General features: G+C 67.6%; 25 protein-coding genes. 16 read left to right on the forward strand and 9 right to left on the reverse strand.

Annotation, left to right across the window (positions count from 1 at the left end):
• Both ASE31_RS32915 and ASE31_RS30330 read left to right on the forward strand, forming a co-directional pair.
• On the forward strand, positions 1 to 276 hold a 276-nt coding region (locus ASE31_RS32915), incomplete at its 5' end, for a M20/M25/M40 family metallo-hydrolase (protein WP_369819508.1).
• A gap of 55 nt (positions 277 to 331) precedes the next feature.
• The gene (locus ASE31_RS30330) at positions 332 to 1,195 is read left to right on the forward strand and encodes an alpha/beta fold hydrolase (protein WP_082604448.1); all 864 of its coding nucleotides are present in this window, start codon (positions 332 to 334) and stop codon (positions 1,193 to 1,195) included.
• Positions 1,196 to 1,215: 20 nt separating this feature from the next.
• On the opposite strand, the gene ASE31_RS30335 is transcribed toward ASE31_RS30330, so the two are convergent.
• Together ASE31_RS30335 and ASE31_RS30340 are read right to left on the reverse strand one after the other, a co-directional pair.
• Positions 1,216 to 2,253 (reverse strand): phenylacetaldoxime dehydratase family protein, encoded by a 1,038-nt coding sequence (locus ASE31_RS30335; protein ID WP_057206921.1) that lies wholly within the window; start codon positions 2,251 to 2,253, stop codon positions 1,216 to 1,218.
• Positions 2,254 to 2,276: 23 nt separating this feature from the next.
• Positions 2,277 to 3,308, reverse strand: a complete 1,032-nt coding sequence (locus ASE31_RS30340) for a carbon-nitrogen hydrolase family protein (RefSeq protein ID WP_057206923.1) — start codon at positions 3,306 to 3,308, stop codon at positions 2,277 to 2,279.
• Positions 3,309 to 3,596: 288 nt separating this feature from the next.
• On the opposite strand from ASE31_RS30340, the gene ASE31_RS30345 reads away from it, so the two are divergent.
• Positions 3,597 to 4,556, forward strand: coding sequence for a helix-turn-helix domain-containing protein (locus ASE31_RS30345; RefSeq protein ID WP_057206925.1), 960 nt, complete (start codon positions 3,597 to 3,599; stop codon positions 4,554 to 4,556).
• Between the two features lie 60 nt (positions 4,557 to 4,616).
• On the forward strand, positions 4,617 to 5,054 hold the full coding sequence (locus tag ASE31_RS30350) for a hypothetical protein (RefSeq protein WP_157412718.1): 438 nt from the start codon (positions 4,617 to 4,619) through the stop codon (positions 5,052 to 5,054).
• Positions 5,055 to 5,067: 13 nt separating this feature from the next.
• Here the strand turns inward: ASE31_RS30350 and ASE31_RS30355 are convergent, their stop codons facing one another.
• Together ASE31_RS30355 and ASE31_RS30360 are read right to left on the reverse strand one after the other, a co-directional pair.
• Positions 5,068 to 5,655, reverse strand: coding sequence for a hypothetical protein (locus tag ASE31_RS30355; RefSeq protein WP_157412719.1), 588 nt, complete (start codon positions 5,653 to 5,655; stop codon positions 5,068 to 5,070).
• 11 nt (positions 5,656 to 5,666) lie between these two features.
• Positions 5,667 to 6,326: a DUF1003 domain-containing protein gene (locus ASE31_RS30360; RefSeq protein WP_082604450.1), complete on the reverse strand. Its 660-nt coding sequence runs from the start codon at positions 6,324 to 6,326 to the stop codon at positions 5,667 to 5,669.
• Positions 6,327 to 6,766: 440 nt separating this feature from the next.
• Here ASE31_RS30360 and ASE31_RS30365 point away from each other — a divergent pair, with 440 nt between their 5' ends.
• Together ASE31_RS30365 and ASE31_RS30370 are read left to right on the forward strand one after the other, a co-directional pair.
• Positions 6,767 to 7,426 (forward strand): lipocalin family protein, encoded by a 660-nt coding sequence (locus ASE31_RS30365; protein WP_082604451.1) that lies wholly within the window; start codon positions 6,767 to 6,769, stop codon positions 7,424 to 7,426.
• Between the two features lie 52 nt (positions 7,427 to 7,478).
• Entirely contained in the window at positions 7,479 to 7,832 is a 354-nt protein-coding gene (locus ASE31_RS30370; protein WP_082604452.1) for a FlxA-like family protein, read from the forward strand.
• A 4-nt stretch (positions 7,833 to 7,836) separates the two neighbouring features.
• Here the strand turns inward: ASE31_RS30370 and ASE31_RS30375 are convergent, their stop codons facing one another.
• The gene (locus ASE31_RS30375; protein WP_057206934.1) at positions 7,837 to 9,690 is read right to left on the reverse strand and encodes a sigma-54-dependent Fis family transcriptional regulator; all 1,854 of its coding nucleotides are present in this window, start codon (positions 9,688 to 9,690) and stop codon (positions 7,837 to 7,839) included.
• A gap of 267 nt (positions 9,691 to 9,957) precedes the next feature.
• On the opposite strand from ASE31_RS30375, the gene ASE31_RS30380 reads away from it, so the two are divergent.
• The 9 genes from ASE31_RS30380 (at position 9,958) to ASE31_RS30420 (ending at position 19,050) form a co-directional block, all read left to right on the forward strand.
• The gene (locus ASE31_RS30380; RefSeq protein WP_057206936.1) at positions 9,958 to 11,433 is read left to right on the forward strand and encodes a benzaldehyde dehydrogenase; all 1,476 of its coding nucleotides are present in this window, start codon (positions 9,958 to 9,960) and stop codon (positions 11,431 to 11,433) included.
• A 52-nt stretch (positions 11,434 to 11,485) separates the two neighbouring features.
• On the forward strand, positions 11,486 to 12,253 hold the full coding sequence (locus ASE31_RS30385; RefSeq protein ID WP_057206938.1) for a coniferyl-alcohol dehydrogenase: 768 nt from the start codon (positions 11,486 to 11,488) through the stop codon (positions 12,251 to 12,253).
• A 15-nt stretch (positions 12,254 to 12,268) separates the two neighbouring features.
• Entirely contained in the window at positions 12,269 to 13,183 is a 915-nt protein-coding gene (locus ASE31_RS30390; RefSeq protein WP_057206941.1) for an alpha/beta hydrolase, read from the forward strand.
• 108 nt (positions 13,184 to 13,291) lie between these two features.
• Positions 13,292 to 14,185, forward strand: coding sequence for a transporter (locus ASE31_RS30395; protein ID WP_057206943.1), 894 nt, complete (start codon positions 13,292 to 13,294; stop codon positions 14,183 to 14,185).
• Between the two features lie 29 nt (positions 14,186 to 14,214).
• Positions 14,215 to 15,549, forward strand: a complete 1,335-nt coding sequence (locus ASE31_RS30400) for an ABC transporter substrate-binding protein (protein ID WP_057206944.1) — start codon at positions 14,215 to 14,217, stop codon at positions 15,547 to 15,549.
• A 6-nt stretch (positions 15,550 to 15,555) separates the two neighbouring features.
• Positions 15,556 to 16,317 (forward strand): ABC transporter ATP-binding protein, encoded by a 762-nt coding sequence (locus ASE31_RS30405; RefSeq protein ID WP_057206946.1) that lies wholly within the window; start codon positions 15,556 to 15,558, stop codon positions 16,315 to 16,317.
• Complete coding sequence (locus ASE31_RS30410) at positions 16,314 to 17,099, forward strand: ABC transporter ATP-binding protein (protein WP_057206948.1); 786 nt, start codon at positions 16,314 to 16,316, stop codon at positions 17,097 to 17,099. Before ASE31_RS30405 ends, ASE31_RS30410 begins: the two co-directional genes overlap by 4 nt.
• The gene (locus tag ASE31_RS30415) at positions 17,096 to 17,995 is read left to right on the forward strand and encodes a branched-chain amino acid ABC transporter permease (RefSeq protein WP_200961185.1); all 900 of its coding nucleotides are present in this window, start codon (positions 17,096 to 17,098) and stop codon (positions 17,993 to 17,995) included. Before ASE31_RS30410 ends, ASE31_RS30415 begins: the two co-directional genes overlap by 4 nt.
• A gap of 8 nt (positions 17,996 to 18,003) precedes the next feature.
• The gene (locus tag ASE31_RS30420) at positions 18,004 to 19,050 is read left to right on the forward strand and encodes a branched-chain amino acid ABC transporter permease (protein ID WP_057206950.1); all 1,047 of its coding nucleotides are present in this window, start codon (positions 18,004 to 18,006) and stop codon (positions 19,048 to 19,050) included.
• A gap of 78 nt (positions 19,051 to 19,128) precedes the next feature.
• Here ASE31_RS30420 and ASE31_RS30425 read toward each other — a convergent pair whose 3' ends face one another.
• The 4 genes from ASE31_RS30425 to ASE31_RS30440 are packed head-to-tail and all read right to left on the reverse strand — an operon-like array spanning position 19,129 to position 24,775.
• On the reverse strand, positions 19,129 to 20,745 hold the full coding sequence (locus ASE31_RS30425; RefSeq protein ID WP_057206952.1) for an ABC transporter ATP-binding protein: 1,617 nt from the start codon (positions 20,743 to 20,745) through the stop codon (positions 19,129 to 19,131).
• Between the two features lie 20 nt (positions 20,746 to 20,765).
• Positions 20,766 to 21,872, reverse strand: coding sequence for an ABC transporter permease (locus tag ASE31_RS30430; protein ID WP_057206954.1), 1,107 nt, complete (start codon positions 21,870 to 21,872; stop codon positions 20,766 to 20,768).
• Positions 21,873 to 21,876: 4 nt separating this feature from the next.
• Complete coding sequence (locus ASE31_RS30435) at positions 21,877 to 22,911, reverse strand: microcin C ABC transporter permease YejB (RefSeq protein ID WP_057206956.1); 1,035 nt, start codon at positions 22,909 to 22,911, stop codon at positions 21,877 to 21,879.
• Between the two features lie 49 nt (positions 22,912 to 22,960).
• Entirely contained in the window at positions 22,961 to 24,775 is a 1,815-nt protein-coding gene (locus ASE31_RS30440) for an extracellular solute-binding protein (protein WP_057206958.1), read from the reverse strand.
• A gap of 119 nt (positions 24,776 to 24,894) precedes the next feature.
• Between ASE31_RS30440 and fabI the strand changes: the two genes are divergently transcribed.
• Entirely contained in the window at positions 24,895 to 25,686 is a 792-nt protein-coding gene (gene fabI / locus ASE31_RS30445; RefSeq protein ID WP_057206960.1) for an enoyl-ACP reductase FabI, read from the forward strand.
• The last annotated feature ends 119 nt before the right edge of the window (positions 25,687 to 25,805 follow it).

Below are 25,805 nucleotides of genomic sequence, written 5' to 3' on the forward strand. Positions count from 1 at the left end.
GTGAACACCCCGGCGGAGACCGAACTGGCGCGCGAGGTGGCCCTGGACCTGTTGGGCCCCGAGCGCGTGACGCTGCAGGCCGCGGCCCTGCCCGCCAGCGAGGACTTTGCCTTCATGCTGGAGAAGGTGCCCGGCTCCTACCTGCAGATCGGCAACGGCAATGCCCCCGGCGGCTGCATGGTGCACCACCCGGGGTACGATTTCCATGACGGCAACATCGTGGTGGGCGGCGCGTTCTGGGTACGGCTGGCCGAGGCCTTTTTGCCGCCGCAGTGAACCGAGGGTGCACCACATTTCGCCCATTGAACCAACCGCCAGGGAGCCCGACCGCATGTCCGCAGATTCGACCTTCGACGCCCAAGCATCGCCCAGCCGCGTACTCTCCATCGGCTCCGAGCGCATCTCGGTGCACGACAGCGGCGGCAGCGGCCCGGCCGTGGTGCTGGTGCATGGCAACTCCTCCTCGTCGCGCGTGTGGGAGCCCCTGCTCACCGGCGAGCTGGGCAGGAAGTACCGCCTGATCGCGCCGGACCTGCCGGGCCACGGCCAGTCCGCCGATGCCGAGCAAATGGTGCGCAGCACGGTCTACAGCATTCCCGGCTATGCCGATGTGGTCCGCGCCGTGGCCGGCCAGATGGGGGTGGAGAACGCCGTGTTCGTGGGCTGGAGCCTGGGCGGGCATGCCGTGCTCGAAGCGGCGGCATCCCTGCCGCAGGCGGCGGGCTTCATGGTCTTCGGCACGCCGCCCCTGCCGTTTCCGCCCACGGCGGATTTCGGCGGTGCCTTCCTCAAGCTCGGCCTGGGCTTCGTCAAGGACTGGTCCGAGGACGACGCCCGCGTCTGGGTGGCCGACTACATGGCGCCCGGCGTGGCTGCAGCCGATTTCATGCTGCAGGACGCCCGCCGCACGGACGGCCACGCCCGCGCATCCCTGGCGGCAGGCATAGGCACCGTGGGCTATGCGGATGAGCTCAACATCATCGCCACCATCGGCCGGCCCCTGGCCATCGTGCAGGGCGCGCACGAGCAGATCGTGAACGCGGCCTACCTTGACGGGTTGGCCCCCACCATCCCTACCCTGTGGCGCGGCAAGGTGCAGGTGGTGGAAGGCGCCGGCCACGCCGTGCAATGGGAGAACCCGGCGCAGTTCGGCGCGCTGCTCGACGCCTTCGTGGCGGATTGCCAGCGGGGTTGAGTGCCGCCCCTAGGGAGCGCCTACCCTGCCGCCCCCAGCATGCCCGTGCGCGGGTGGCAGTTGAAGTATTCGAAATACTGCTCTGCCGCCGTCGCCACCGTGACCTCGTGGTAGAGCTTGAGCTGCGCCGCCGGGCCCATGGTGCCCAGGTACTTCATGGCCGCGCCAAAGATGGCCACGTGCGTGGGGTGCGATTCGGCCCAGCGCTCAAGGGCCGCCAGGCTGCGCCACCAGCCCATGCCGAAGCTCTTGTCCATGGGCTTGCCCGCCGCGTCCACCACGCTCATGTAGCGGTTGGCATAGCAGTCCACCTGGCGGCCCTGGTGCTGCAGAAAATCCATGCCGGTGCGCAGCACGGGCTCCACTTCTTCCGTGTACATGCGCCGCTCGTCGCCCTGGGTGCCGGTCCAGTCCTGGCCGGAGCGGATGAGGCACAGGTTCTCGTGCGGCAGCACGCGCTGGTGCAGGCCCTCGGTGACCACCTTCGGCGCCCCGGCCGGCGACATGCCGTCGGTCTGCGACAGGGCCAGGCGGTCGCGCATGCCGCCCCAGTAGGCATGCTCCTGGATGGGCTCGCCCAGGCCGGCGGATACACCGGCCACGCCCTCGATCCCATCACTGGAAAACAGCGTCTCGAAGCGGTCCGCTGCGGGCTGCAGCACCTCGGTGAACAGGCCCAGCCCGGGCTCGTTGAACGCGCCGGATGCCCAGCGCTCGCCGTGCTCGGCAAACCAGGCCGCATAGGCGGCCGGGTTGTCCCAGTAGCCGATGGTGATGGTGTTGAGGTAGCCCGCCTGGTCGACGCACTGCGCGCGGTCCCAGTGGCCCGGGCCGTTGGCTGCGGCAAAGGCCTTGGTGATGCAGTGCAGCGCCCGGGCGGCCAATGCCGGCGCCGGTGCGTCGGCCCGGTGCTGGATGCCGAAGTAACCCATGACCACGCGCGTGACTTCCGCTCGGTAGCGCGCGACCGTTGCGGGGTATGGCGGCACGTAGTCGTCGGGCACCCTGCGGTGGCGCAGGCGCGGGCATTGCAGGTGGGTGGGGATGGCGGATTCCATGGCGCGGCTCCGGTGCGCAATGCTCAGGACTCGGCCAGCACCGGTGCGGGCTCGGCGCTGGCTTCGTTGGCCGCCGCTGCCGCCATGCCGGCGGGTACCTGCGAGACCACACGGTCGCCCGGCGTCTGGTTGAGCAGCAGCCGCGTGACGTCGGGCCGGGCGTAGTGGCCGGCAGGATCGGCGGCGGTCTTGGCCAGGGAGATCGTGCCCAGGTCGATATCGGCAATCACCAAGCCTTCTTCCTTCTCGCCCAGCGGTGTACCCAGCAATGCGCCGTCAGGGCCGTAGATGCGCGCAAAACCGCCGCCTTCGAGCAGCAACTGGCGCTGCAGGTCGTCGGTGCAGAGCATGGCGTGCATCTCCTTCGACACGGTGGCACACGGCGCGACCACGAAGCAGCCGCCTTCGACCGCGTAGATCTGGCTTGCGGCATTGTTGACCTCGGCCCCCAGGGCGTTGGCCGCACCCCGGTACAAAGAGAAGCTGGGCCAGGCGCCGATGTGGATCTGCTCGTTCTGCGCGTACATGGCGTACTTGCTCAGGGGCTGCAGGTGCTCCCAGCAGGCGAGCATGCCGACATTGCCGATGGCGGTCGGCATGACCGCCAGGTCGCTGCCGTCGCCCTCACCGAACACGGTGCGCTCCACGTGGGTAGGCTTGAGCTTGCGCCGCGTCTTGACCACGCGGCCCTGATCGTCGAACAGGGCCTGGGCGATGTAGAGGCTGCCGCCGGCACGTTCGCTGTAACCGGTGGACATCCAGATACCGATGTCGCGTGCGGCCTGCGCCAGGCGCTGGAACTCGGCCGAGCCGACCACCAGCGAGTTGTCGTTGTAGCGCTGCACATACTGCATGCCCATGGCGGGCGAGTTGAGCCAGATCCACCAGGGGTAGCCGGGGATCCACGTTTCGGGGAAGGCCACGAGTTGCGCGCCCTGCCTGGCCGCCTCCTTCATCAGCGCAATGGTCTTGTCGATGGTGGCGTCGACGTCGAGGAACACGGGCGCGGCCTGGACGGCGGCTACGCGCAGCTTGGGGTGGAGGGTGGCGGGCATGGATGGGTCCTGTCGATCAAGTTGAAGGGGGGCTGGGGCCGTGCGCGGGCAATGCCTGCTGCGGTTCCCGAATGCTCGGGCCGAAGCAGCGCGCCGTCTTGCCTGTGGGTCTCGCGGCTCTTGCCGCAAAGCCACGCGGACGGCGACTTGACTGAAAGTCTCCCAAGGCTTGATCCAGGCTCGCCACCTGGGGTTAACCGGCATAGGCCTTGCTTGAAGAATGGGCGCGCCCGGAGGATGATGGGTGCTTCCGCTCCCTTCCTCCGCATGCCCGCTTGAGACCCCGCCATGAGCCAACTCTTGAGTACCGACCCCATCGCCCCGCGCGACCGGCTGGCCTACTGGACCGACATGATCTGCACCACCTATGTGCAGCTCGAATGCGATGCGCCGCGTGGCGACCGCTTTGGCGGCTCCATCCAGAGCCACCACCTGCCGGGGCTGGACCTGTCGGTGGTGCGCTCCTGCGCGCAGCGCGTGGTGCGCACGCCGAGCTTCATCTCACGCGCCACGGACGACTGCTTCATCGTGAGCCTGCAGACCAAAGGGCACGGTGTCATCTCGCAGGACGGGCGCGACGCCGCCGTCGCCCCCGGCGACTTTGCGCTGTACGACAGCACGCGGCCCTACACCCTGCAGTTCAGCGAGGACTTCGAGGAGATCGTGCTCAAGCTGCGCGGCGAGCAGTTGCGCGCGCTGGTGGCGGGCACCGAGCAACTGACGGCCACCACCGTCTCGGGCCGCAGCGGGGCCGGGCACCTGATGGCCAGCATGGTTACCGCCTTGCGCGGCGAGGTGGACACCCTGCCCGCCGCCTCGGCCGCTGCCGTGGCCAGCGGCGTCATCAGCGTGCTGGTGGCCGGCCTGCAGTCGCTGCCCGCCTGCAGCCGGGCCGAGCCCTCGACCATGGGTGCCTACCATGTGGCGCGCATCAAGCGGCACATCGATGGCCGGCTGCGCGACCCGGCGCTGACCATCGAATCCGTGGCCACCGACCTGGGCATGTCCAGCGGCCACCTGCACCGCCTGTTCAAGGCCGAGCCGCAGTCACCATCGCACTACCTCTGGGGCCAGCGCCTGGATGGCGCGAGCCGCGAGCTGCTGGATGCACGCCGCACGAAGACCTCGGTGGCGGAGATCGCGTTCGGCTGGGGCTTCAACGACGCGGCGCATTTCAGCCGGGCGTTCAAGGAGCGTTTTGGGCAGGCGCCGCGGGAGTGGCGGGCACAGGGGGCAAAGAGCAAGTAGCTACGGAGCCATTGAATCCACAGAAGACGAACTGACAATAATCAAGTACTGACAGGACCTGTGACCCATTTGATGCGCTCTGCCCTTTTGATGCTTACCTTACTGTTCGGCCATTCGATCGCTTGGGCTGAAGCTGAAGGACCACCAGCTTGTTTTCTTGGCCTGTGGAAATCCCATGAAGCACTGACGCTGGAAGACATGCGCAAGCATCCCGACGTTTCCGACAAGGCCAAGGCGCTTTTCGAAAACAACTTCTTTGGAAAGCTGGTCGTCATCTTCGGCCCTCGAAACCACGGATCCTATTTCGAGGACGAAACGGATGCACAACCCTTGCAGTTCAATGCCTATCGCATCAAGAGCCGGGGTCCGGATTGGATGGTCCTGACCAGGCAGCTGCTGGGTGAAGATGTTGACACGAAACTGGGCTGTGAAGGTGAGCGCTACTACGCAATCATCACCCGATGGGAGTTCAAGGAGTACTTCGTTCGGGTGCCGTAGCGGCCTGTCAAGGCTACCGCGCCACCAGATGCAACGGCCCGAAAGGCATGTGGTGCATCAGCTCGCGCAGCAACAGCAAGGTGGTGGCGAACTCCACGCTCTCGGGCAGGCCCTCGCTGGCAGCGGGCCGGCCTTCGGACACGACGGCCAGGCGCTGGAACAGGCGCTCCATGGCCTCCAGCGTGAGCAGCATGGCGGGTGCACGCGGCACGCCGGCCAGCTCAGCCAGGGCCACCAGATGCGGGTCGGTGGACCACCAGGCCCTACCCCGCGCATTGCCCTGCGCAGCGTACTGCCGGTGGGCCAGGTAGACCTCGTCTTCGACGCTGGCGATGGCGTTTTCCAGCTCCAACGGGGTCGGTATGTCGCGGCGGAAGAATGCGCGAGCGGTCTTGTGCGTGCCCAGGGCCAGGGTGATCGCGGCACCATGCGGGGCAGCGCCGGCGGGGTCCACTGGCACGATCAGCGTGCGCTCCGGCCCCAAGTACAGCAGCGTGAGAGGCCGCCCCGGCACGAAGTGGGCCTGCAGCAGTTGCAGGTCGCAAGCCGTGCCGAGGGCTGTGGCGCCATCGGTGGCAGGAAGCGGGTAGCGAGCGAACATGGCGTGGTCCATCATCCTTGGCGCGGACCGCCCTCACCGCTGCCGCCATAGCTGCTGCCGGGCCCGCCAGACTGCTGGATGCCCGGCTGGTCGGCCTGTTGCTGGGCCCGCGCGAGGGCGGGCACGTAGTGCATGCGGTGGTGCATTTCCACCGTGAGGCTTTCGATGCGCTCGCTGAGCTTCTTGGTCATCTCGGTCAGGCGGGTGTTCTGCTCCAGCAACTCGATCAACTGGGCGGTGTTCTGGGTGGCAATCGCCTGGCGCTGCTCGGTGGCCCGGGCCAGGTCTTCACGGTGCTGGGCATCGGCATCGGCAAGCGCCTTGTCGCGCTCGGCCTGGCGTGTCTGCGCCAGCAGGATCAGGGGGGCGGCATAGGCCGCCTGCAGGCTGAATGCCAGATTGAGCAAGATGAAGGGGTAGGCATCGAATTTGGCCACGCCCGTCATGTTGGCGATGATCCAGACTGCAACGAATGCGGTCTGCGCAGCCAGAAATTTGGGGGTACCGAACACGCGTGCAAAGGCTTCGGCCTTGCGCGCGAAGCCGTCGTTGCCGAAGGCCGGGGACAGATGCTCATGCTTGCGCAGAAACCGCAGGTGATCGACCACGGGAGGCGAATCCTTGGCGGGAGCGGTGGACGCTGTACCGGGGACGGTGGATGTTGTCGTCATGCGAAGGACCTCATGCAAGCGGGGGAACAGAACTGGGCGCGCCATACGGCACAGGGTTGGTGCCACTCTACCCTGCAGTGCCCTGCCCCCTGGGAGCCTTCAAGTTCTGTGCCAGCAGGCGCGGGGATTGCGCGGGCAGTACGGCCGCCCCACTCCTGCCGTCAAACCGTGACTTTTGTGGCAATAACGAAGGCGGACTTCCAGCCCACCCGACTGCAACGGCGCCGCCCCATGGTGTGATGCGCGGCGGTGTCCAGGGGGCGCTGCGCAGCATGGCCGCGCAGCCCCCTTCCCGCCGACAGGGGATGCCAGCGCGCGCCTACACGCGGCGGCCAGTGCCCTCACTACATTGACCACACCGCCGCAGAACAGGCAGCGCCCGCCCCAATGGCCGGCCCATGCCAAGGACTGCGACGAACCCCTCAGCCAGGGACAACACCATGCCTGACACGATTGAACTGCGAGCCATGCGAGACACGCCAGAACAACATCCACAGCACACCGCTGCCCGCCCCGGTGCAGCGCGCTCCGTGGGCCGCCGCTTTCTGCCCAACACCATTGGCGTGCTGGCACTGGGCGCGGTGCTGTTCTTCACGGCCTGCTCCACGCACCCACCGGCCGGTATTGAGCCGGTGGCAGGCTTCGACGCGCAGCGCTATGCAGGCCAGTGGTACGAGGTGGCCCGGCTGGACCATTCGTTCGAGCGCGGCCTGCAGCAGACCACGGCGAACTACCTCCCCAACCCGGACGGCACCATCCAGGTGATCAACCGCGGTTTCGACCCCGGCCGGGATCGCTGGAAAGAGGCCGAGGGCAAGGCCCGCTTTGCCGGCGAGACCGACAAGGGCGCCCTCAAGGTCTCGTTCTTCGGCCCCTTCTATGGCGGCTACAACGTAGTGGCGCTGGACCCGGACTACCAGTGGTCCATGGTGGTCGGCTCCAACCGGGGTTACTTCTGGATCCTGTCGCGCACCAAGACACTGCCGCCCGGCGTGCGCGAGCAATTGCTGGCCAAGGCCCAGGCACTCGGGGTGCAGGTGGACAAGGTGCTGTGGGTAGCGCAGGATGGCCCGGCTCCGGCAGCCCAATCGAAGAGTTGAGAGACCCCACACCGCACTAAAGTTTTGCGCCCACCCTGCCGATAAGGGAGGCATGCAAGTCTCCTCCTCATCATCGGCCGGCAAGGTGTCTTCGTCCAGCAGCGGCGGCGGCAGCGAGATCGGCAAGCTGCAAAAGCAGCTGCAGTCCCTGACCGAAGAACTCAAGAACGTGGCCACCTCCGACATGGACGCCAAGGCCAAGAAGGAGAAGGTCAAGCTGCTGCAGGCCCAGATCCAGATGGTGCAGGCGCAGATCGCTGCCATCCAGCGCGCGCGGCAGCAGGAACAGCAGGCCGCACAGGCCCAGAAGGCCGAGGTGGCAGCCCAGGCCGCACGCGAGCAGCGCGCCAAAACCGAAACCCAGGCCTCCACCAGCCTGGGCAGCCAGCTCGATACCTACGCGTGATCCCTCAGGGTCGACCAGCAGGAATGCCGAACTTGCGCAAGCGGTAGGCCAGCGTGGCGCGGCTGATGCCCAGCAGGCGGGCGGCAGAGGCCACATTGCCGGCGGCGCTGTGCAGTGCCTGGCGCAGCAGTTGGGCCTCGGCCTGGTGCAGCGGGGCCACCCCGGGCATGGCCGCTGCAGCGGCCTGGGTTGCCGGGGGGCTGCCCCCCGCCCAGGGCATGTGCAGGGTTGCGGTGCTGTCGGCACCCAATTGCAGGGACATCACGCCGGTGCCAGGCTGCTCGCCACTGCTAAACAGGTGGTGGGGCGCGATGGGTTCACCATCGTTGACGAGGATCACACTGCGCTCGATGAGGTTCTGCAACTCGCGGATGTTGCCCGGGAAAGGGTAGTTGAACATGGCCTTCACCGCTGCCTGGCTGAAGCCCGGACCCTGGCGCTGGTGCTTGCGCTGGTAGTGCGCCAGAAAGTGGCTCATCAGCAGCGGGATGTCATCGCGCCGGTCGCGCAGCGGCGGCAGGTGGATGGGAAAGACGTTGAGCCGGTAGTACAGGTCTTCGCGGAAAGTGCCCTCGCGCACGGCTTGGCGCAGATCCACATTGGTGGCGGCCACCACGCGCACGTCCACCGTGATGGTGCGCGTGCCGCCCACCCGCTCGATCTCGCCTTCCTGCAGGGCCCGCAGCAGCTTGCCCTGCGCCACCAGGCTGAGGGTGGCGATCTCGTCCAAGAACAGGGTGCCGCCGTGGGCGCGCTCGAACCGCCCGGGCCGCGATGCCCCCGCGCCGGTATAGGCGCCGCGCTCCACACCAAACAGTTCGGACTCGACCAGTGTCTCGGGGATCGCAGCGCAGTTCAGCGCCACCAGGGGGTGGGACTGGCGCGGGCTGATGCGGTGCAGCATGCTGGCAAACATCTCCTTGCCCACGCCGGACTCGCCGGTAAACAGCACGGTGGCAGCCGTGGGCGCCACGCGCTGCAGCATGTGGCACGCGGCATTGAAGGCCGATGAGGCGCCCACCATGGTGGCGCCATCGGCGGCGGGAGCCCCCGCCGCGGCCACCGAACCCGGCGAAGCCCCCAGGGTGCCCTTGCGCGATGGCGCCCGGGCCGCAGCGGGCGGGGTGCCCACGAAGTCCTGCGCGTTCAGGTAGAACAGGTCCTGCCCGGGGTCATCCCAGCGCTCGGCCGACTTGCCGATGACGCGGCAGTGCGACGAGCCCGACGAGCGGCACTCCACCTCGCGGAACACGATCATGCGGCCAAACAGCGTGCTCACATAGCCCGTGGCATAGCCCACCTGCATCCAGCAGGCCGGAGACCCCCCCACGCCGTAGGCGGCGATGTGCTCGTCGTCCTCGCTGGAGTTGTGCCAGATGAACTCACCCTCGTAGTCACCGGTCTCGGCGTCGTAGCGCACGTGGACCACCTCCACCTGGACCACCCCTTCCAGCGCATGCAGGCGGGTGCCGGCGATGGCGGCGGCCGGGGGATCGGCGTCGGGCCACTGCTGGCGCACCATGCGCGCATCGCGCGCGCCACCGACGTAGCCGGCGCGGGTGAGCAGGCCGCGCGCCTTGTCCAGGCCAATGCTGTCGATCAGCTCGCGCCTGAGCGAGCCCAGGGCCTCGGAGTGCAACAGGATCATGCGCTGGTCCTGCAGCCAGATGCGGCCGTCTCCCGGCGAGAAGAACAGGCATTCGCTGATGTCCGCCACCGTGGGGTGGGCGTGCTGGCTCACGCCCACGGTGTCAAACCCGCCCAGCGCGCCCGGCAGCGCAGGCCCCGGCAATCCCTCGGCATTGCCGGTGGCGGTGCTGCGGTTCAGGTCGGCCAGGGAGACACGGCGTCTGGGCATGGTGGTTACCAGGAAGTGATCGAAAAGTGATCATTTGAGCAATTGCCATTGCCCAAACTGATTATTGATAGTAACTATTTTTGCGCAAAAAGTCGCCCACTCCGGGCGCTTGGTGGCCTAGGGAAAGTCCGTAGCCTCGCCTCTCAAAAAGCAGGTGTCAGAGGCTGTTTTCGGCCGCCTTGCCCAGAGGGCTGGTACGCCCGTTGCAACTCCCTGTGCAGTTGCCGCCACAGTGCGCGCCGATTCTTTCAACCAAGGAGCAATGCAATGGGTGTTTCAGAAAAACCAGGCCTGCTGGACAACCGCCTGTGGGCGGGCAAGGCCTTCGACGGGGCATGGGCCACGGCGCTCAAGGAGGTGCGCGACGTGGTGGAGCCGGCCACGCGCCAGGTGCTCGGACGCGTGGGCATTGCCGATGCGCAGGACATGCAGGCAGCCATCGGCCTGGCGCACCGGGCGCAGCCGGCCTGGGCAGCGCTGGGCCCGCGCGAGCGCGCCGCCATCTTCCACCGGGCGGCCGCCGTGTTCCAGCAGCACTTTGACGAACTGGCGCTGGCCATTGCCCGCGAAACCGGAGGCATCCTGGCCAAGGGCCAGCACGAGGTGCGCGAGGCCATCACCCTGTGCCAGTTGGCCGCCAGCCTGCCCATGCAGGCCCAGGGCCAGGTGCTGCCCAGCACCCCGGGCCGCCTGTCGATTGCACGGCGCGTGCCGCATGGCGTGGTGGGTGTGATCTCGCCCTTCAACTTTCCGCTCATCCTGGGCTTGCGCTCGGTGGCCCCGGCCCTGGCGCTGGGCAATGCCGTGGTGCTCAAGCCGGACACGCGCACCCCCGTGAGCGGTGGCTTCATCATGGCCCGGGTGTTCGAAGAGGCCGGGCTGCCCGCCGGCCTGCTGCAGGTGCTGCCGGGCGACGCGGCTGCGGGCGAGGCGCTGGTGGTGGACGAGCGCGTGCCCATGATCGCCTTCACCGGCTCGCCCGCCGTGGGCCGCCGCATCGGCGCGCTGGCGGGGCAGCACCTCAAGAAGGTGTCGCTGGAGCTGGGCGGGGCCAACAACCTCATCATCCTGGAAGACGCAGACCCCGATGCTGCCGCCAGCGCAGCAGCCTTCGGCGCGTGGTTCCACCAGGGCCAGATCTGCATGGCCGCCAACCGCATCCTGGTGCACGAGTCGATTGCCGACGCCATCCTGCAGCGCCTGGTGGGCAAGGCCAGGCACCTGCCCGTGGGCGACGGCGCCAGCGGCCAGGTGGCCCTGGGGCCGATGATCGATGCGAAGCAGCTCGAACGCTTTGACCGGGTGATCCACGACAGCATCCAGCAGGGCGCCAGGCTCGAAGCGGGTGGCACCTACCATGGGCTGTGCTACCAGCCCACGGTGCTCTCGGGCGTCAGGCCCGGCATCCGTTCGTTCGACGAAGAGCCGTTTGGCCCGGTGGCCAACCTCGTCACCTTCCGCACGGACGATGAGGCCGTGGCCCTGGCCAACACCAGCCAGGGGGGCCTGTCGGCCGCTGTCATCAGCCCCAGCGTGGGCCGCGCCATGGCCATCGGCCAGCGCCTGCGCGCGGGCATGGTCCACATCAACGACCAGACCGTGAACGACGACTGCACCAACCCCTTCGGCGGCCCCGGCCTGGGCGGCAACGGCGGCAGCGTGGGCGGGCCGGCCGACATGGATGAGTACACGCAGTGGCAGTGGATCACCATCAAGGACGCACCGCCGCCCTTCCCTTTCTGACCGACAGAACGGCAACGGCTTCCCCCAAAAAACATCCACAGGAGACAAATTCATGGCATTGCACAACAAGACCATCGTCGTCACGGGCTGCTGCTCGGGCATTGGCGCCGACTTCGCCAAGCTGGCGCGCCAGCAGGGCGCCCGCGTGGTCGGCATGGACCGCAACGCACCCACGCTCACCCTGGACGGCTTCATCCAGGTGGACCTAGGCGACCCCGCGGCCATCGACATCGCCGTGGCGCAACTGCCCGCACAGGTGGACGCGTTGGCCAACATTGCCGGCGTGCCCGGCACAGCGGCCGCCGAACTGGTAGGCCGGGTGAACTACCTGGGGCTGCGCCATCTCACGCAGCGCGTGCTTGAGCGCATGCCCGAGGGGGGCTCCATCGTCCACATCGCCTCCATCCTGGGCGCCCAGTGGCCCGAGCGGCTGGAGCAACACCGCACCCTGGGCGCCACCACCAGTTTCGAAGCGGGCGCTCAGTGGCTCGCCAGCCACCCGGTGCCTCAGGAGACCTGCTACCAGTATTTCAAGGAGGCGCTGATCGTCTGGAGCGCCACCCAGTCGCAGAAGATCTTCATGGAGCGCGGCGTGCGCATGAACTGCGTGGCCCCGGGCCCGGTGTTCACCCCCATCCTGGGCGACTTCGTGCAGATGCTGGGCCAGGAGCGCGTGGAGAAAGACGCGCACCGCATGAAGCGCCCGGCCTTCAGCGACGAGGTGGCGCCCGTGATCGCCTTCCTGTGCAGCGACGCGGCGCGCTGGGTCAGTGGCATCAACCTGCCTGTGGATGGCGGGCTGGCCTCGACCTATCTCTGAGCGAGGGGATTGCCCATGTCCGCACAACAACTTGAGGCCATCCTGCAGATGGCCGCGCAGAACCCGCCACCAGCACAGGCCAGCCCCGCGCAGCTGCGCGCCTGGTTTGACGCCAGCAACTCGCAGATGCCCCTGGCCCAGGGGCTGGCCATAGAAAGCCTGCGCATCCCAGATGCAGCCGGCGGCAGCATGGCGGCAGAGCTGCTGGGCACGCCGCAGTCCGACCCGCGCAAGCTCATCATCTACTACCACGCAGGCGGCTTCGTGTTTGGCTCGCTGGCCTCGCACCGGGCGCTGTGCTCGTACCTCGCGCAGTTCAGCGGGTCGCAGGTGCTCAACGTGGACTACCGGCTGGCGCCCGAACACCCGGCACCCGCAGCGCACGACGATGCCCTGGCGGTCTACCAGTGGGCACTGGCCAACGGCTACGCCGCGTCGGCCATTGCGCTGGCGGGCGACTCTGCGGGCGGCAACCTGGCCTTGTCCACCGCGGTGCGCGCCCGCAACCAGGGGCTGGCCTTGCCGGCGGCCATCGTGGCGCTGTCACCGGCCCTTGATGTGGCATCCGAGGGCGAATCGCACCGCACGGTGGATGACCCGTTCATCACCCGCGAGCTCATGGGTTTCTTCAACGCCATGTATGTGCCCGGTGGCGATGTGCGCTCACCCACCGTCACGCCGTTCTACAGCGCCGAACTGCAGGGCCTGCCCCCCGTGCAACTGCAGGTGGGCAGCCGGGAGAGGCTGCGTGACGACGCGGTGACCATGGCCGCGCGCCTGAAGGCGGCGGGCGGGGCGGTCGAATGCAGCCTGTGGGACGGCATGGTGCACTGCTGGCAGCTGTTCGCTCCCGTGCTCGATGAAGCCCTGGCGTCGCTGGAGCAGGCCGGGCGCTTCATGGCCGCTCGCCAGCGCACCACCCCTGCCTGACGCAGCCACGGCCTCCGGCAACCCGCCACATCACCCAAAGCCCAACGGCGCACGCCGTGGCGTGAGCCTGCGTGCATGAAGAACAACACGAATGAACCAGGAGACAACATGAAAACGAGAAATATCCGTCTGGCGCTGGCGGCACTGGCCTGCTCCTCGTCCACGGCCGCCTTCGCCACCGAAGGCGGTGGCTCCACCTACCCGCTGGGCACCGAGAACTTCATGGCCGGTGCTGCCCCGCCGCCCGGGCTGTATGTGCTGGAGTACCTGAATTACTACACCACCAGCCGCGTGAACGATGGCCAGGGCAATGCCCTGCCCATCCCCGGCTTCAAGGTGCGCGCGGCGGCAGCGGCCACGCGCCTGATCTGGATCACACTGCAGCAGGCGCTGGGCGGCCAGGTGACCGCGCACGCCATCCTGCCGCTGGTGGACCTGTCGGTGCGGGCCGGCGGCGCAAGCGACTCGCGCACCGGCCTGGGCGACGTGACGGTGGGCGCTGGGGTGGCCTGGCACCACTCGGCCCAATTGCACAGCGTGCTGGGCCTGGACGCCGTGCTGCCCACCGGGGCCTACGACCGCACGCGCCAAGCCAACATTGGCCGCAACTACCTGTCGGTGCAGCCCCTGGGTGTGCTGACCTTCACGGACCCCGCCGGTTTCAACGGCGATGTGAAGGCCACGCTCAACTTCAACCGCACCAACAGCGACACCGACTACCGCTCGGGCCGCGAGCTCATCGTGGACTACGCCGCAGGCTGGGGCCTGGGCAATGGCTGGGTGCTGGGCGTGGGCGGCTACCTGTACCGGCAATGGAGCGATGACAAGGTGGGCGGCGTGGCCCTGGCGGGCTCGCGTGGCCGCAGCCAGTCGATCGGGCCTTCCGTGCGCTACGCCGACGGCAAGGGCTGGCTCATCACCGCCAAGCTCGAGAGAGAGTTCGGTGTGCGCAACCGCGCCCAGGGCTCGCAGTTCTGGCTCAAGACCACCGTGCCTTTCTGAACCCCACGACCACTCTCTGAGAAATCACCATGAAAAATACACTTCCATCCTTCCCCGTGGCCGCCGAGACGGCCACGCCCCGCAAACTCTCGCGCCGTGACTTGATCACTGCGGCGGGTGCCGGCAGCCTGACGCTGGGCTCCGGCCCGCTGTGGGCCCAGGCGGCCGCTGCGGCGCCCGTGCTCAAGGTGGGCTTCATCAGCCCCCGCACCGGGCCGCTGGGCGCACTGGGCGAGACCGACAGCTTCATCCTGGCGCAGGTGCGCAAGACCCTGGCCGCAGGCCTGACCATCGGCGGTGTGAAATACGCGGTGGAGATCCTGGACCGCGACACCCAGTCGGACCCGGCTCGCGCGAGCCAGTTGGCCAAGGGCCTGATCAACAACGACAAGATCGACCTCATGCTCACCACCACCACGCCCGAGACGGTGAACCCGGTGTCGGATGCGTGCGAGGCGGCGGGCGTGCCCTGCCTGTCCACCGTGATGCCGTGGGAGGCCTGGTACTTCGGCCGGGGCGCCAAGCCCGGCGCGCCTTCGCCCTTCAAGTGGACCTACCACTTCTCGTTCGGCGGTGGCGGGTTCGCCAAGTCCTACCTTTCGCAGTTCTCCCTGGTGCCCACCAACCGGAAGATCGGCGTGCTCTACCCCAACGACGCCGACGGCAACGCCATCCGCGCCACGCTGGCGCCCGAGCTCAGCAAGGCCGGCTTCACTGTGGTGGACGCAGGGCCCTATGAAAACGGCACCACCGACTTCTCTGCGCAGATAGCGCGCTTCAAGGCCGAGCGCTGCGAGGTCTTCAACACCTTCCCCATTCCGCCGGACTTCGCCACCTTCTGGCGGCAGGCGGCCCAGCAGGGCTACACGCGCATGGTGAAGATCGCGCAGATCGCCAAGACCGGCCTCGTGCCCTCGCAGGTGGAGGCCCTGGGCCCGCTGGCGGTGAACCTGGGCGCGGGGTGCTTCTGGCACAAGACCTTTCCCTATGCATCGCCGCTCACCGGGCTCACCGGGGTGCAACTGGCCGATGCCTACGAGGCTGCCACGGGCAAGCAGTGGACGCAGATGCTGGGCTCCACGATGTCGCTGTTCGATGCGGGCAGCGAGGCCTTGAAGGCCAGCACCAACCCGCGCGACAAGGCAGCGCTGGCGCGTGCCATCAGCACGCTCAGGGCCACCACCATGCAGGGGCCGGTGGACTTTGCCAAAGGGCCCGTGCCCAACGTGTCGGTGACGCCGGTGGTGGGTGCGCAGTGGGTCAAACCTGCGCAGGGCAGCAAGTTCAAGCTGGACATCAGCATCACCGAGAACGCCAACGACCGCAGCATTCCGGTCGCGGCGGCCCTGAAGTCCTACAGCTGAGCGGCCATGGCACATCTACAACCACGAGGCCTGCCTGCGGGCGGCCCGTTGCTGCTGAATGCCCAGGGCATAGGGATGCGCTTTGGCGCGCTAAAGGTGCTGGACCGGCTGGACTTTTCCGTGGGCGCCGATGAGGCCGTGGGCATCGTCGGGCCCAACGGTGCGGGCAAGACCACGCTGCTGAACGTGCTGGCCGGGGCGCATGCGCCCAGCCAGGGAACCGTCTGGTTCAAGGGGGTGGACGTGGGCGCCTGGGGCGCGGCAGACCGCTGCCGCGCAGGCATTGCGCGCACCCACCAGGTGCCGCGACCGTTCCTGGGCATGACGGTGTTCGAGAACGTCCTGGCCGCCGCCACGCACGGCGCCGGCCTGAACGCCCGCGATGCGGGCGACCGGGCCATGGAGGCCCTGCACCTGTGCGGCATGGGGGCACTGGCCAACCGCCGCGCGGAAACCCTGGGCCTGCTGGGCCGCAAGCGGCTGGAGCTGGTGCGCGCGCTGGCCACACAGCCCACCGTGCTGCTGCTCGACGAGATCGGCGGCGGCCTGACCGATGCCGAGGCGAGCGAACTGGTGGACCTGGTGCGCGCCATCCGCAGCCACCGCATCGCCATCGTCTGGATAGAGCACCTCGTGCATGTGCTGCTGCAGGTGGCCACGCGCCTGGTGTGCATGGAGGGCGGCCGGGTCATCGCCAGTGGCGATCCGCAGGCCGTGCTGGCCGACGCCACGGTGGTCGAGGCCTATCTGGGCGGGGTGGCGGCATGAGCGCCCTTCTGGACATCGGTTCTGTGGACGCCCACCACGGGCAACTGCCTGCCGTGCGCAGCGTGTCGCTGCAGGTGCACCCGGGCGACATCCTGGCCCTGGTCGGCGCCAACGGCGCGGGCAAGACCACATTGCTGCGCACCGTGGCCGGCGCACACCGCGCCAGCAGCGGCACGCTGCGGTGGGACGGCGAGGACATCACCTGCCTACCCGCCCACCAGCGCGTGGCCCGGGGGCTGGCCCTGGTGCCCGAAGGGCGGCGCCTGTTTGCCGGCATGACGGTGCGCGAGAACCTGCTGGTGGCGCGGGCGGCCGGCCGGCGCGGGCCCTGGACGCTGGACACGGTGCTCGGTGCATTCCCCCAGCTGCAGCCCAAGCTGCATGCGCGGGCGGGCGAGCTGTCGGGCGGGCAGCAGCAGGCCGTGGCCATTGGCCGCGCGCTGATGACCAACCCGCGCCTGCTGCTGCTCGACGAAATATCACTAGGCCTGTCGCCCCTGGCCGTGCAAGGTGTGTACGACGCGCTGCGCGGCGTGGTGGGACAGGGTACCCCCCTGGTGCTGGTGGAGCAGGACCTGCAGCGTGTGCAGGCCGTTGCCACCCGCATCGTCTGCATGCTTGAAGGCCGCGTGGTGGCCGATGCGCCTGCGGCCGAACTCTCGCGTGCGCAGATCACCGCGCATTACTTCGGTGCGCAGCGGCCTGAGAGCGCGCGCACCGTTCACCACGCAGGTAGCCCAGGCGAGGCGTCTGCCGACAACCTCTACAAGGTGGCCGCATGAACCTGCTCAACCAGATCATCCAGGGCCTCTTGCTGGGGGGCTATTACGCCCTGCTGGCCTGCGGGCTGTCATTCATGTTCGGGGTCATGCGCATCATCAACCTGGCCCATGGCAGCTTGGCCGTGGTGGCCGCCTACCTGCTGTGGCTGCTGGCCGAGCCCATGGGCTGGCACCCGCTGCTGGCCCTGCTGGCGGTGCTGCCCGCCATGGCGCTGCTGGGCTGGGTGTTGCACCGGCTGGTGCTGGAGCGCAGCGCACGCCTGGGGGCACTGGTGCCCCTGCTCGCCACCTTCGGCCTGGCCAGTGTGATCGACAACCTGCTGTTCCAGCACTTCGGCGCCGACACCCGTTCGCTGGCCACCGCCATCGGCACGCTGGCCTACGACAGCTGGGAGCTGCCCGGCGGCATCTACGTGGGGCAACTGCCCGCCATGGTGCTGGTGTTTGCGGTGACCCTGCTGGGCGGACTGCACGCGATGCTGGCGCACACGGCGCTGGGGCGGCAGATCCGCGCGGCCTCGGAAGACGCCGACACCGCACGCCTGGTGGGCGTGCACACCGGGGCCGTGTTTGCAGCGGCCTCGGCCATCACCATGGTCACCGTTACCCTGGCCGGGGCATCGCTGGCCATGCGGGCCACGTTCGACCCGTTCTCGGGGCCACAGCAGCTCATCTTTGCGTTCGAGGCCGTGATCATCGGCGGCGCGGGCTCGCTGTGGGGCACGCTGCTGGGCGGCGTGGTGCTGGGCGTGGCGCAGAACCTGGGGGCGCAGGTGCATCCCCAGGGCTTTTTGATCGCCGGGCATGCCACCTTCCTCGCCATCCTGCTGGCCCGGCTCTGCGCGAGCGGCGCACTGCGCAGCTTCTTTTCCACCCGCCGTCAGCCCACACCATGAGCCTCCCTATGAGTTCCCCTTCTCCTGCACCCGTGGGCCAGCCCGCCTGGACCATTCAGCGCTGGACGCGTACATCCGCTGTCTGCGCCGGGGCCGCCGTGCCGCTGCTGGCCGTGCTCTTTCTGGGTCCGCTGTGGCTGCAGGCGGGCACGGTGGACCGGCTCACCACGCTGTTCATCTACGTCATCCTGGCGGTGATGTGGAACGCCCTGGCGGGCTATGCCGGGCTGGTGTCGATTGGCCACCAGGCATTCTTCGGGCTCGGTGCCTACGCCATGGTCCGGCTGGCCGATGCAGGCCTGGGCCCGTACCCCGCGCTGTTGCTGGGTGCCGTGCTGGTGGCGCTGGTGGCGGTGCCGCTGGCGGCCTTCATGCTGCGCCTGCAGGGCGGTGAGTTCGCCATCGGCATGTGGGTGGTGGCCGCGCTCGCGCACCTGTGCGTGAACCTGGACAGCCTGGTGCAGGGCGAAACCGGTACCTCCATGATTGCGCTGCAGCAGTACGCTGCGGGCGAGCGGCGTGCCTATACCTACTGGGCGGCGCTGGCGGCCATGGCGGGGCTGTGCGGGGCCGTGTTCCTGCTCTTGCGCAGCAAGGTGGGCACGGCGGCGCAGGCCATCCGCGACAACGAGACGGCGGCCATCTCCATCGGCGTGCGCGTGGTGGCCGTCAAGCGCCTGGTGTTCGTGCTGTCGGCGTTCGGCTGCGCGCTGGCCGGGGGGCTGTGGCTGGCCACGTCGATCAGCTTTCAGCCCAAAACGTACTTCAGCGTGCAATGGACGGCCTACATGATCTTCATGGTGCTGGTGGGCGGCATCGGCACCATGGAAGGCCCCATCCTGGGCGCGCTGCTGTTCTTTGCGGTGGAGACCTGGTGGGGCGGCCAGGGCGTGGCCTACCTCATCGGGCTGGGGGCCGTCGCCATGTTGTTTGCGCTGTTCCTGCCCAAGGGAATATGGGGTGCGGTGCAACAGCGCTGGGACCTGCACCTGCTGTCGGCCGGCTACCGCGTGCGCGCACGCGAACCTCATACGGATTTGCATTCAATCGGATAGCTAGGCGGTAAGCCGCAGACAGTGCCATAGCACGGCAAGGCGACCCAACGACGCTAGCCGGTTGAAGGCAAATCCGTATCAGTCCAGCCCGGCAGAGGCCACCAACCGCTGCGTGTAGGGGTGCTGCGGTGCATCCAGCACCTGGCCCACGGGGCCGCTTTCGAGCACGTTGCCGTCCTTCATCACCAGCACCTCGTGCGCCATGGCGCGTATCACCTGCACGTCGTGTGTGATGAGCAGGTAGCTCAGCCCCTTTTCCTTTTGCAGGCGCTGCAGCAGCTTGAGCACCTGCTGCTGGATGGTCACATCGAGCGCACTGGTGGGCTCGTCGAGCACCAGCAGCTGCGGCTGCACGATGAGGGCGCGCGCAATGGCCAAGCGCTGGCGCTGCCCGCCCGAGAATTCATGCGGGTAGCGGGCCAGCAGGCCAGGGAACTGCGCCTCGGCCAGGCCTACCTCGGCCAGGGCCGCCTCCACGCGGGTGCGCCGCTCGGCCACGCTGAGCGTGGGCTCGTGCACGCGCATGCCTTCGCCCACGATCTCCTCCACCGTGAGGCGTGGCGACAGCGATGAGAACGGGTCCTGGAACACCACCTGCACCTTGCGGCGCAGTTGCTGGTTGGCCGGCGAGTTGCGCATGGCCGGCGCCTGCCAGCCCTGCCCCGCCACCTGCAGCGATCCGCCAAACGGCAGCAGCCCCAGAATGGCCTGGGCCAGGGTGGACTTGCCCGAGCCCGATTCACCCACTACCCCGAGCGTGCGGCCGGGTGGCAGCGCCAGGCTGGCGCCCTGCACGGCCACGAACTCGCCCTTCTTGAACCAGCCACGCAAGCCAGGCAGTGGCGTGGGGTAGACCACACGCAGGTCGCTGGCCTGCAGCACGGGCGGGGTGCCGGGTGCAGGTGCGATTTCGGTCACGTCGCGCTGGGGCTGGCTTTGCATCAGCTTGCGGGTGTAGGCATGCTGGGGCGCACCGAACACCTCGGCCACTGCGCCCTGCTCCACCAGCACGCCCTGCTCCATCACGGCCACGCGGTCAGCAAAGCGGCGCACCAGGTTCAGGTCATGGGTGATGAGCAGCACGGCCATGCCGGTCTGGCGCTGCAGGTCGGACAACAGGTCAAGGATCTGGCCGCGCAGGGTCACGTCGAGCGCAGTGGTGGGTTCGTCGGCCAGCAGCAGTTGCGGCTCGCTGGCCAGGGCCATGGCGATCATGGCGCGCTGGCGCTGCCCGCCCGAGAGCTGGTGCGGGAAAGAATTGGCCCGGCGCGCAGGCTCCGGGATGCCGGTCTTGGCCAGCAGCTCGATGGCGGCCTGGGCACACTGCGCGCCCGTGAGGCCCTTCTTGAGCTGCAGGATCTCGGCGATCTGCTGGCCTATGGTCATCAGCGGGTTCAGCGCCGTCATGGGCTCCTGGAAGACCATGGCGATCTCGCCGCCGCGCACGCCGCGCATCTCACGCTCGCTCAGCGCCAGCAGGTCGCGCCCGCGCAGCAGCGCCTGGCCGCTGACCCGGGCATCGCCCGCCAGGCGCAGCAGGCTCAGCGCGGTGATGGTCTTGCCCGAGCCCGATTCGCCCACCAGGGCGAGCTTTTCGCCGGGGGCGATGGTGAAGCTGGCGCCGCTCACCACTTCCTTGGTGCCGAAGTGCACATGGAGATCGCGCACATCGAGCAAAGGGCCCGAAGGTGCCATGCCTGGACTGGATGCGGCGCTCACTTGTCGGCCTTTCGCGGGTCCAGGGCGTCGCGCAGCGCATCGCCCATGAAGGTCAGCAGCAGCAGGGTGATCACCAGCACGGCAAAGGTGCTCAGCGATATCCACCAGGCATCGATGTTGTTCTTGCCCTGGCTCAGCAGCTCGCCCAAGCTGGGCGTGCCGGGTGGAACACCCAGGCCCAGGAAGTCGAGGGCGGTGAGCGACAGAATGGCGGCGCTCATGCGAAACGGCAGAAAAGTGACCACAGGGGTCAGGCTGTTGGGCAGGATGTGGCGCCAGATGATCTGTGCGTTGCTGACACCCAGGGCGCGCGCGGCCTTCACGTAGTCGAGCTGTCGGTTGCGCAAGAACTCGGCGCGCACATAGTCCGACAGGCCCATCCAGCCAAACAGGGAGAGCAGGATGAGCAGCAGCGAGATGCTGGGCGAAAACAGCGCACTGAAGATGATGAGCAGGTACAGCTCCGGCATGGAGCCCCAGATCTCGATGAAGCGCTGGAACGCCAGGTCCGTCTTGCCGCCGAAGAAGCCCTGGATCGCGCCGGTGATGATGCCCAGCACGGTGCCGATGAAGGTCAGTGCCAGGCCGAACAGCACGCTGACGCGAAAGCCGTAGAGCAACTGGGCCACCATGTCCCGGCCGCGGTCATCGGTGCCCATCCAGTTGTCCCGCGTGGGGGCCGATGGATTGGGCTCCTTGGCGAAGTAATTGAGGGTGGTGGGCCCGTAGGGGATAAGGGTGTAGAGCGCCCAGTTGCTGCCGGCGCTCAAGCGCTGCTGAATGAAGGGGTCCAGGTAGTCCGTGGGGGTCTCGAAATCACCACCGAAGGTCTTTTCGGGGTAGGTCTGGAGCATGGGGAAGTAGGTCTGCCCTTCGTAGCGCACGATCAGGGGCCGGTCGTTGCTGACCAGCTCGGCCGCCAGGCTGATGACCACCAGCACGCAGAAGATCACCAGGCTCCACAAGCCCAGGCGGTTGCGTTTGAAGCGCAGCCAGGCCCGGCGCGAGGGAGAAAGGGACACGGGGGCCGTTGAGGCGGCTGGCGGGGCAACCGGCATGGCGGCTGCGGTGCTGCTGGAGGGACTTGCAGAGGGCAGGTTCATGCGGTCAGTCAAACTTCACGCGGGGATCAACCCACACATAGCACAGGTCGCTGATGAGCTTGGTGACCAGGCCGATCAGGGTGAAGAGGTACAGCGTGCCCAGCACCACGGGGTAGTCGCGGCGGATCACGCTCTCGTAGCCGAGCAGGCCCAGGCCGTCGAGCGAGAACAGCGTCTCGATCAACAGCGAGCCGGCGAAAAAGGCTCCGATGAAGGCGGCAGGGAAGCCGGTGATGATGGGAATCAGCGCGTTGCGGAACACGTGTTTCCACAGCACCTGCCGCTCCGACAGGCCCTTGGCCCGCGCCGTCAGCACGTACTGCTTGCGAATCTCTTCGAGAAAGGCGTTCTTGGTGAGCATGGCCGTCACCGCAAAGCTGCCGGCCACCATGGCCGTGACCGGCAGGGTGATGTGCCACAGGTAGTCGACGATGCGCGCGCCCCAGGTCATCTGGTCCCAGTTGGACGACACCAGTCCACGCAGCGGGAACCATTGCAGCTGCCCGCCAAAAATCACCAGCAGCGCCACCCCGAGCACGAAGCCCGGTATGGCATAGCCCACCAGGATGAGCAGCGTGGTCACCAGGTCGAAGCGCGAGCCCGCGCGCACCGCCTTGGCCACGCCCAGCGGTACGGCAACCAGGTAGCTGATGAAAAAGGTCCAAAGCCCCAGGCTGATGGAGACAGGCAGCTTTTCCTTCACGAGCTCCCACACGTTCTTGTTCTGGAAGAAGCTCTTGCCCAGGTCGAAGCGCGCAAACTGGCCCAGCATGATGAAGAAGCGCTCGTGCGCGGGCTTGTCGAAACCATAGAGCGCCTTGATCTGCTCCACCCGCTTGGGATCCACACCCTGGTCACCTCGGTAGACCATGCCGCCGCCTTCCGCACCGCGCCCCTTGCCTGCTGCGGCGCGCGCCTCGGCCATGTACTGCTCCACCGGGCCGCCAGGCACAAACTGGATCACCGCAAAGGTCAAAAGCAATACGCCCAACAGGGTGGGCAGCATGAGCAGCAGGCGTTTGGCGATGTAGGCAAGCATGGCGTGTGGCTGGGCTCCAGGGGTCAGGGCTGCATCGAGGGCTGGGCCGTCATGGCTTGATGATGCTCCACCAGGAGAACATCAGCCACTCTTCTGCCTTGGCATAGGGGGGCATGGGCTCCTTGTAGGCCAGGCGCCGCTGGTTGTAGACCACGCGGTGCGACGACAGGGTCCACTGCGGGATCAGGTAGTGGCTGTGCATGATCAAGCGGTCCAGCGCGCGGCAGGCGGGCAGCAGCTCGGCCTTGGTGTCGGCGCGCGTGAGTCTGGTGACGATGGCGTCGACGGCCGGGCTCTTCACCCCCGTGTAGTTGCCAGCGCCCTCGACATCGGCGCGCTTGCTGCCGAAGTACTCCTGCATCTCCTGGCCCGGGTTGTAGGTGCCCTGAAACGCCAGGCTGATCATGTCGAAGTCGAACTTGTCCAGGCGCTGCTGGTACAGGGCATAGTCCACCGTGGCAAAGCGCAGGGTGACGCCCAGCTTTTCCAGATTGCGTATCCAGGGGGTCACGGTGCGGGCACCGCCCTCCTTGCTGTCCAGGAACTCGATCACCATGGGGTCGCCCTTGGCGTTGCGCAGGGCCCCGTCGCGGTAGGTCCAGCCCGCATCGGCCAGCAGCTGGCGGGCTCGGCGCAGGTTCTCGCGCAGCGAATGGCCTTCGCCCTCGGTCACCGGCGGCTGGTACATAGGGCCGAACACAGCCTCAGGCACCTTGCCACGCCAGGGCTCCAGCAGCTTGAGCTCCTCGGGGCCGGGGGTGCCGGTGGCCTGGCAGTCGGTGTTGCCGAACAGGTCGGTCACGCGCGGGTAGCCGCCGTAGAACATCTGGCGGTTCATCCACTCGTAGTCGATGGCCAGGCCCAGCGCCTCGCGCACACGCGGGTCGCTCAGCATGGGCCGGCGGGTGTTCAGCACATAGCTCTGAAAGCCTGCAGGCAGGCGGTGCTTCATGTCCTTCTTGACCAGCACACCCTGCTTGAACAGCTTGCCGTTGATGCGGCGCGCCCAGTCGCCCGCCGAGTACACGGTCATGAAGTCGAACTCGCCGGCCTTCACGGCCTCCAACCGGGCGGTGTTGTCCTTGTAGATCTTGACGGTAATGTTGTCGAAGTTGAACGCGCCCTTGTTCACGTTCAGGTTGCGGCCCCAATAATTGGGGTCGCGCGCATAGGTGATATCGCGCCCGAAGGCCACCGGGCCGATGCGGTACGGGCCGCTGCCGATGGGCGTGTCGGTCACGACCTCATCGAAGCGCTTGGCCTTGCCATCGGCCTGGCGGCCCCAGGCGCGGCTGAAGATGGGCAGGCTGCCCACCGTGAGCGGCAGTTCGCGGTTGGGCAGCTTGAAGCGAAAGCGCACCGTGCGCTTGTCGACCACGTCCACGCCGGCCACTTCCTGCAGCGAGGTGGCGTAGCCAGGCGAGGCCTGGGGGCTGATCAGCGTCTCATAGGTGTGCTTGACGTCGGCCGCCTCCACGGGGCTGCCATCGTGAAAGCGTGCCTCGGCCCGCAGGCGGAACGTTGCGCTGAGCCGGTCGGGCGCCACGTCCACGTCCTCGGCCAGCAGGCCGTAGCCCGAAGCGGTCTCGTCCATGGAGCCGGTGAGCAGTGTCTCGAACAGCAGGTCCGACAGGTAGGCCGGCGGCGACCCCTTCATGGTGAAGGGGTTGTACTTGTCGAAGGTGGAGTAGCGCAGGTTGCTCACCATGCGCAGCTCGCCCCCCTTTGGTGCATCGGGATTCACATAGTCGAAGTGGGCAAAGCCGGCTGGGTACTTGAGGTCACCCCACAGCGCATAGCCGTGCGCGGCCCAGGCCGGTGCCGTGCAACAACCCATCAGCAAAAAAGTGAGCCAAAACCGCATGCGACAATTCTGCACTACGTTCGGCCGGCCCTGCAGCGGATGGCGCATATCCATACGCGGTGATTACCCCCGGCCCTGCATCGCCACTTATTTCCCCCAATTCCACAGGAGAACAAACCATGGGTTTTCTGACCGGCAAGAAGCTGCTCATCACGGGCGTGCTGTCCAACCGCTCCATCGCCTACGGTATCGCCCGGGCCTGCCACGCGCAGGGTGCCGAACTTGCCTTCAGCTATGTGGGCGAGCGCTTCAAGGACCGCATCACCGACTTCGCGGCCGAGTTTGACTCCAAGCTCATTTTCGACTGCGACGTGGGCAGCGATGAGCAGATCGACCGCATGTTCGCCGACCTGGCCCAGGTGTGGCCGAAGTTCGACGGCTTCGTGCACAGCATCGGGTTTGCTCCGCGCGAAGCCATCGCCGGCGACTTCCTGGAAGGCCTGTCGCGCGAGTCGTTCCGCATCGCGCACGACATCAGCGCCTACAGCTTCCCGGCCATGGCCAAGGCGGCGCTGCCCTACCTCAACGAAAAATCGTCGCTGATCACGCTGAGCTACCTGGGCGCGCTGCGCACCATCCCCAACTACAACACCATGGGCCTGGCCAAGGCCAGCCTGGAAGCCAGCGTGCGCTATTTGGCCGAGGCGCTGGGGCCCAAGGGCATGCGTGTGAACGGCATCAGCGCCGGGCCGATCAAGACGCTGGCTGCCAGCGGGATCAAGGACTTTGGCAAGCTGCTGTCGATGGTGGCGGACTCTTCTCCATTGCGCCGCAATGTGACCATTGAGGACGTGGGGAATGTGGCGGCGTTTTTGCTGTCGGATCTGGCCGGGGGGATGACGGCTGAGATCACGTATGTGGATGGTGGGTTCAGCCAGACGGCTGGGGTTAGCCGGGATACGGTGGGCTGATCTGTTTTTTTGAGCTTTGCGGCTTTGTGGCTGTGGATGCTTCTGTTTTCTTTTGAAGGGCGGAGGCCGGGGTGTGCGCCCGGCGGCGCACCTACCTTCTTTTGCGTCGCCAAAAGAAG

Source organism: Acidovorax sp. Root217 (genome assembly GCF_001428645.1).
In the GTDB taxonomy this organism is placed as follows: Bacteria; Pseudomonadota; Gammaproteobacteria; order Burkholderiales; family Burkholderiaceae_C; genus Acidovorax.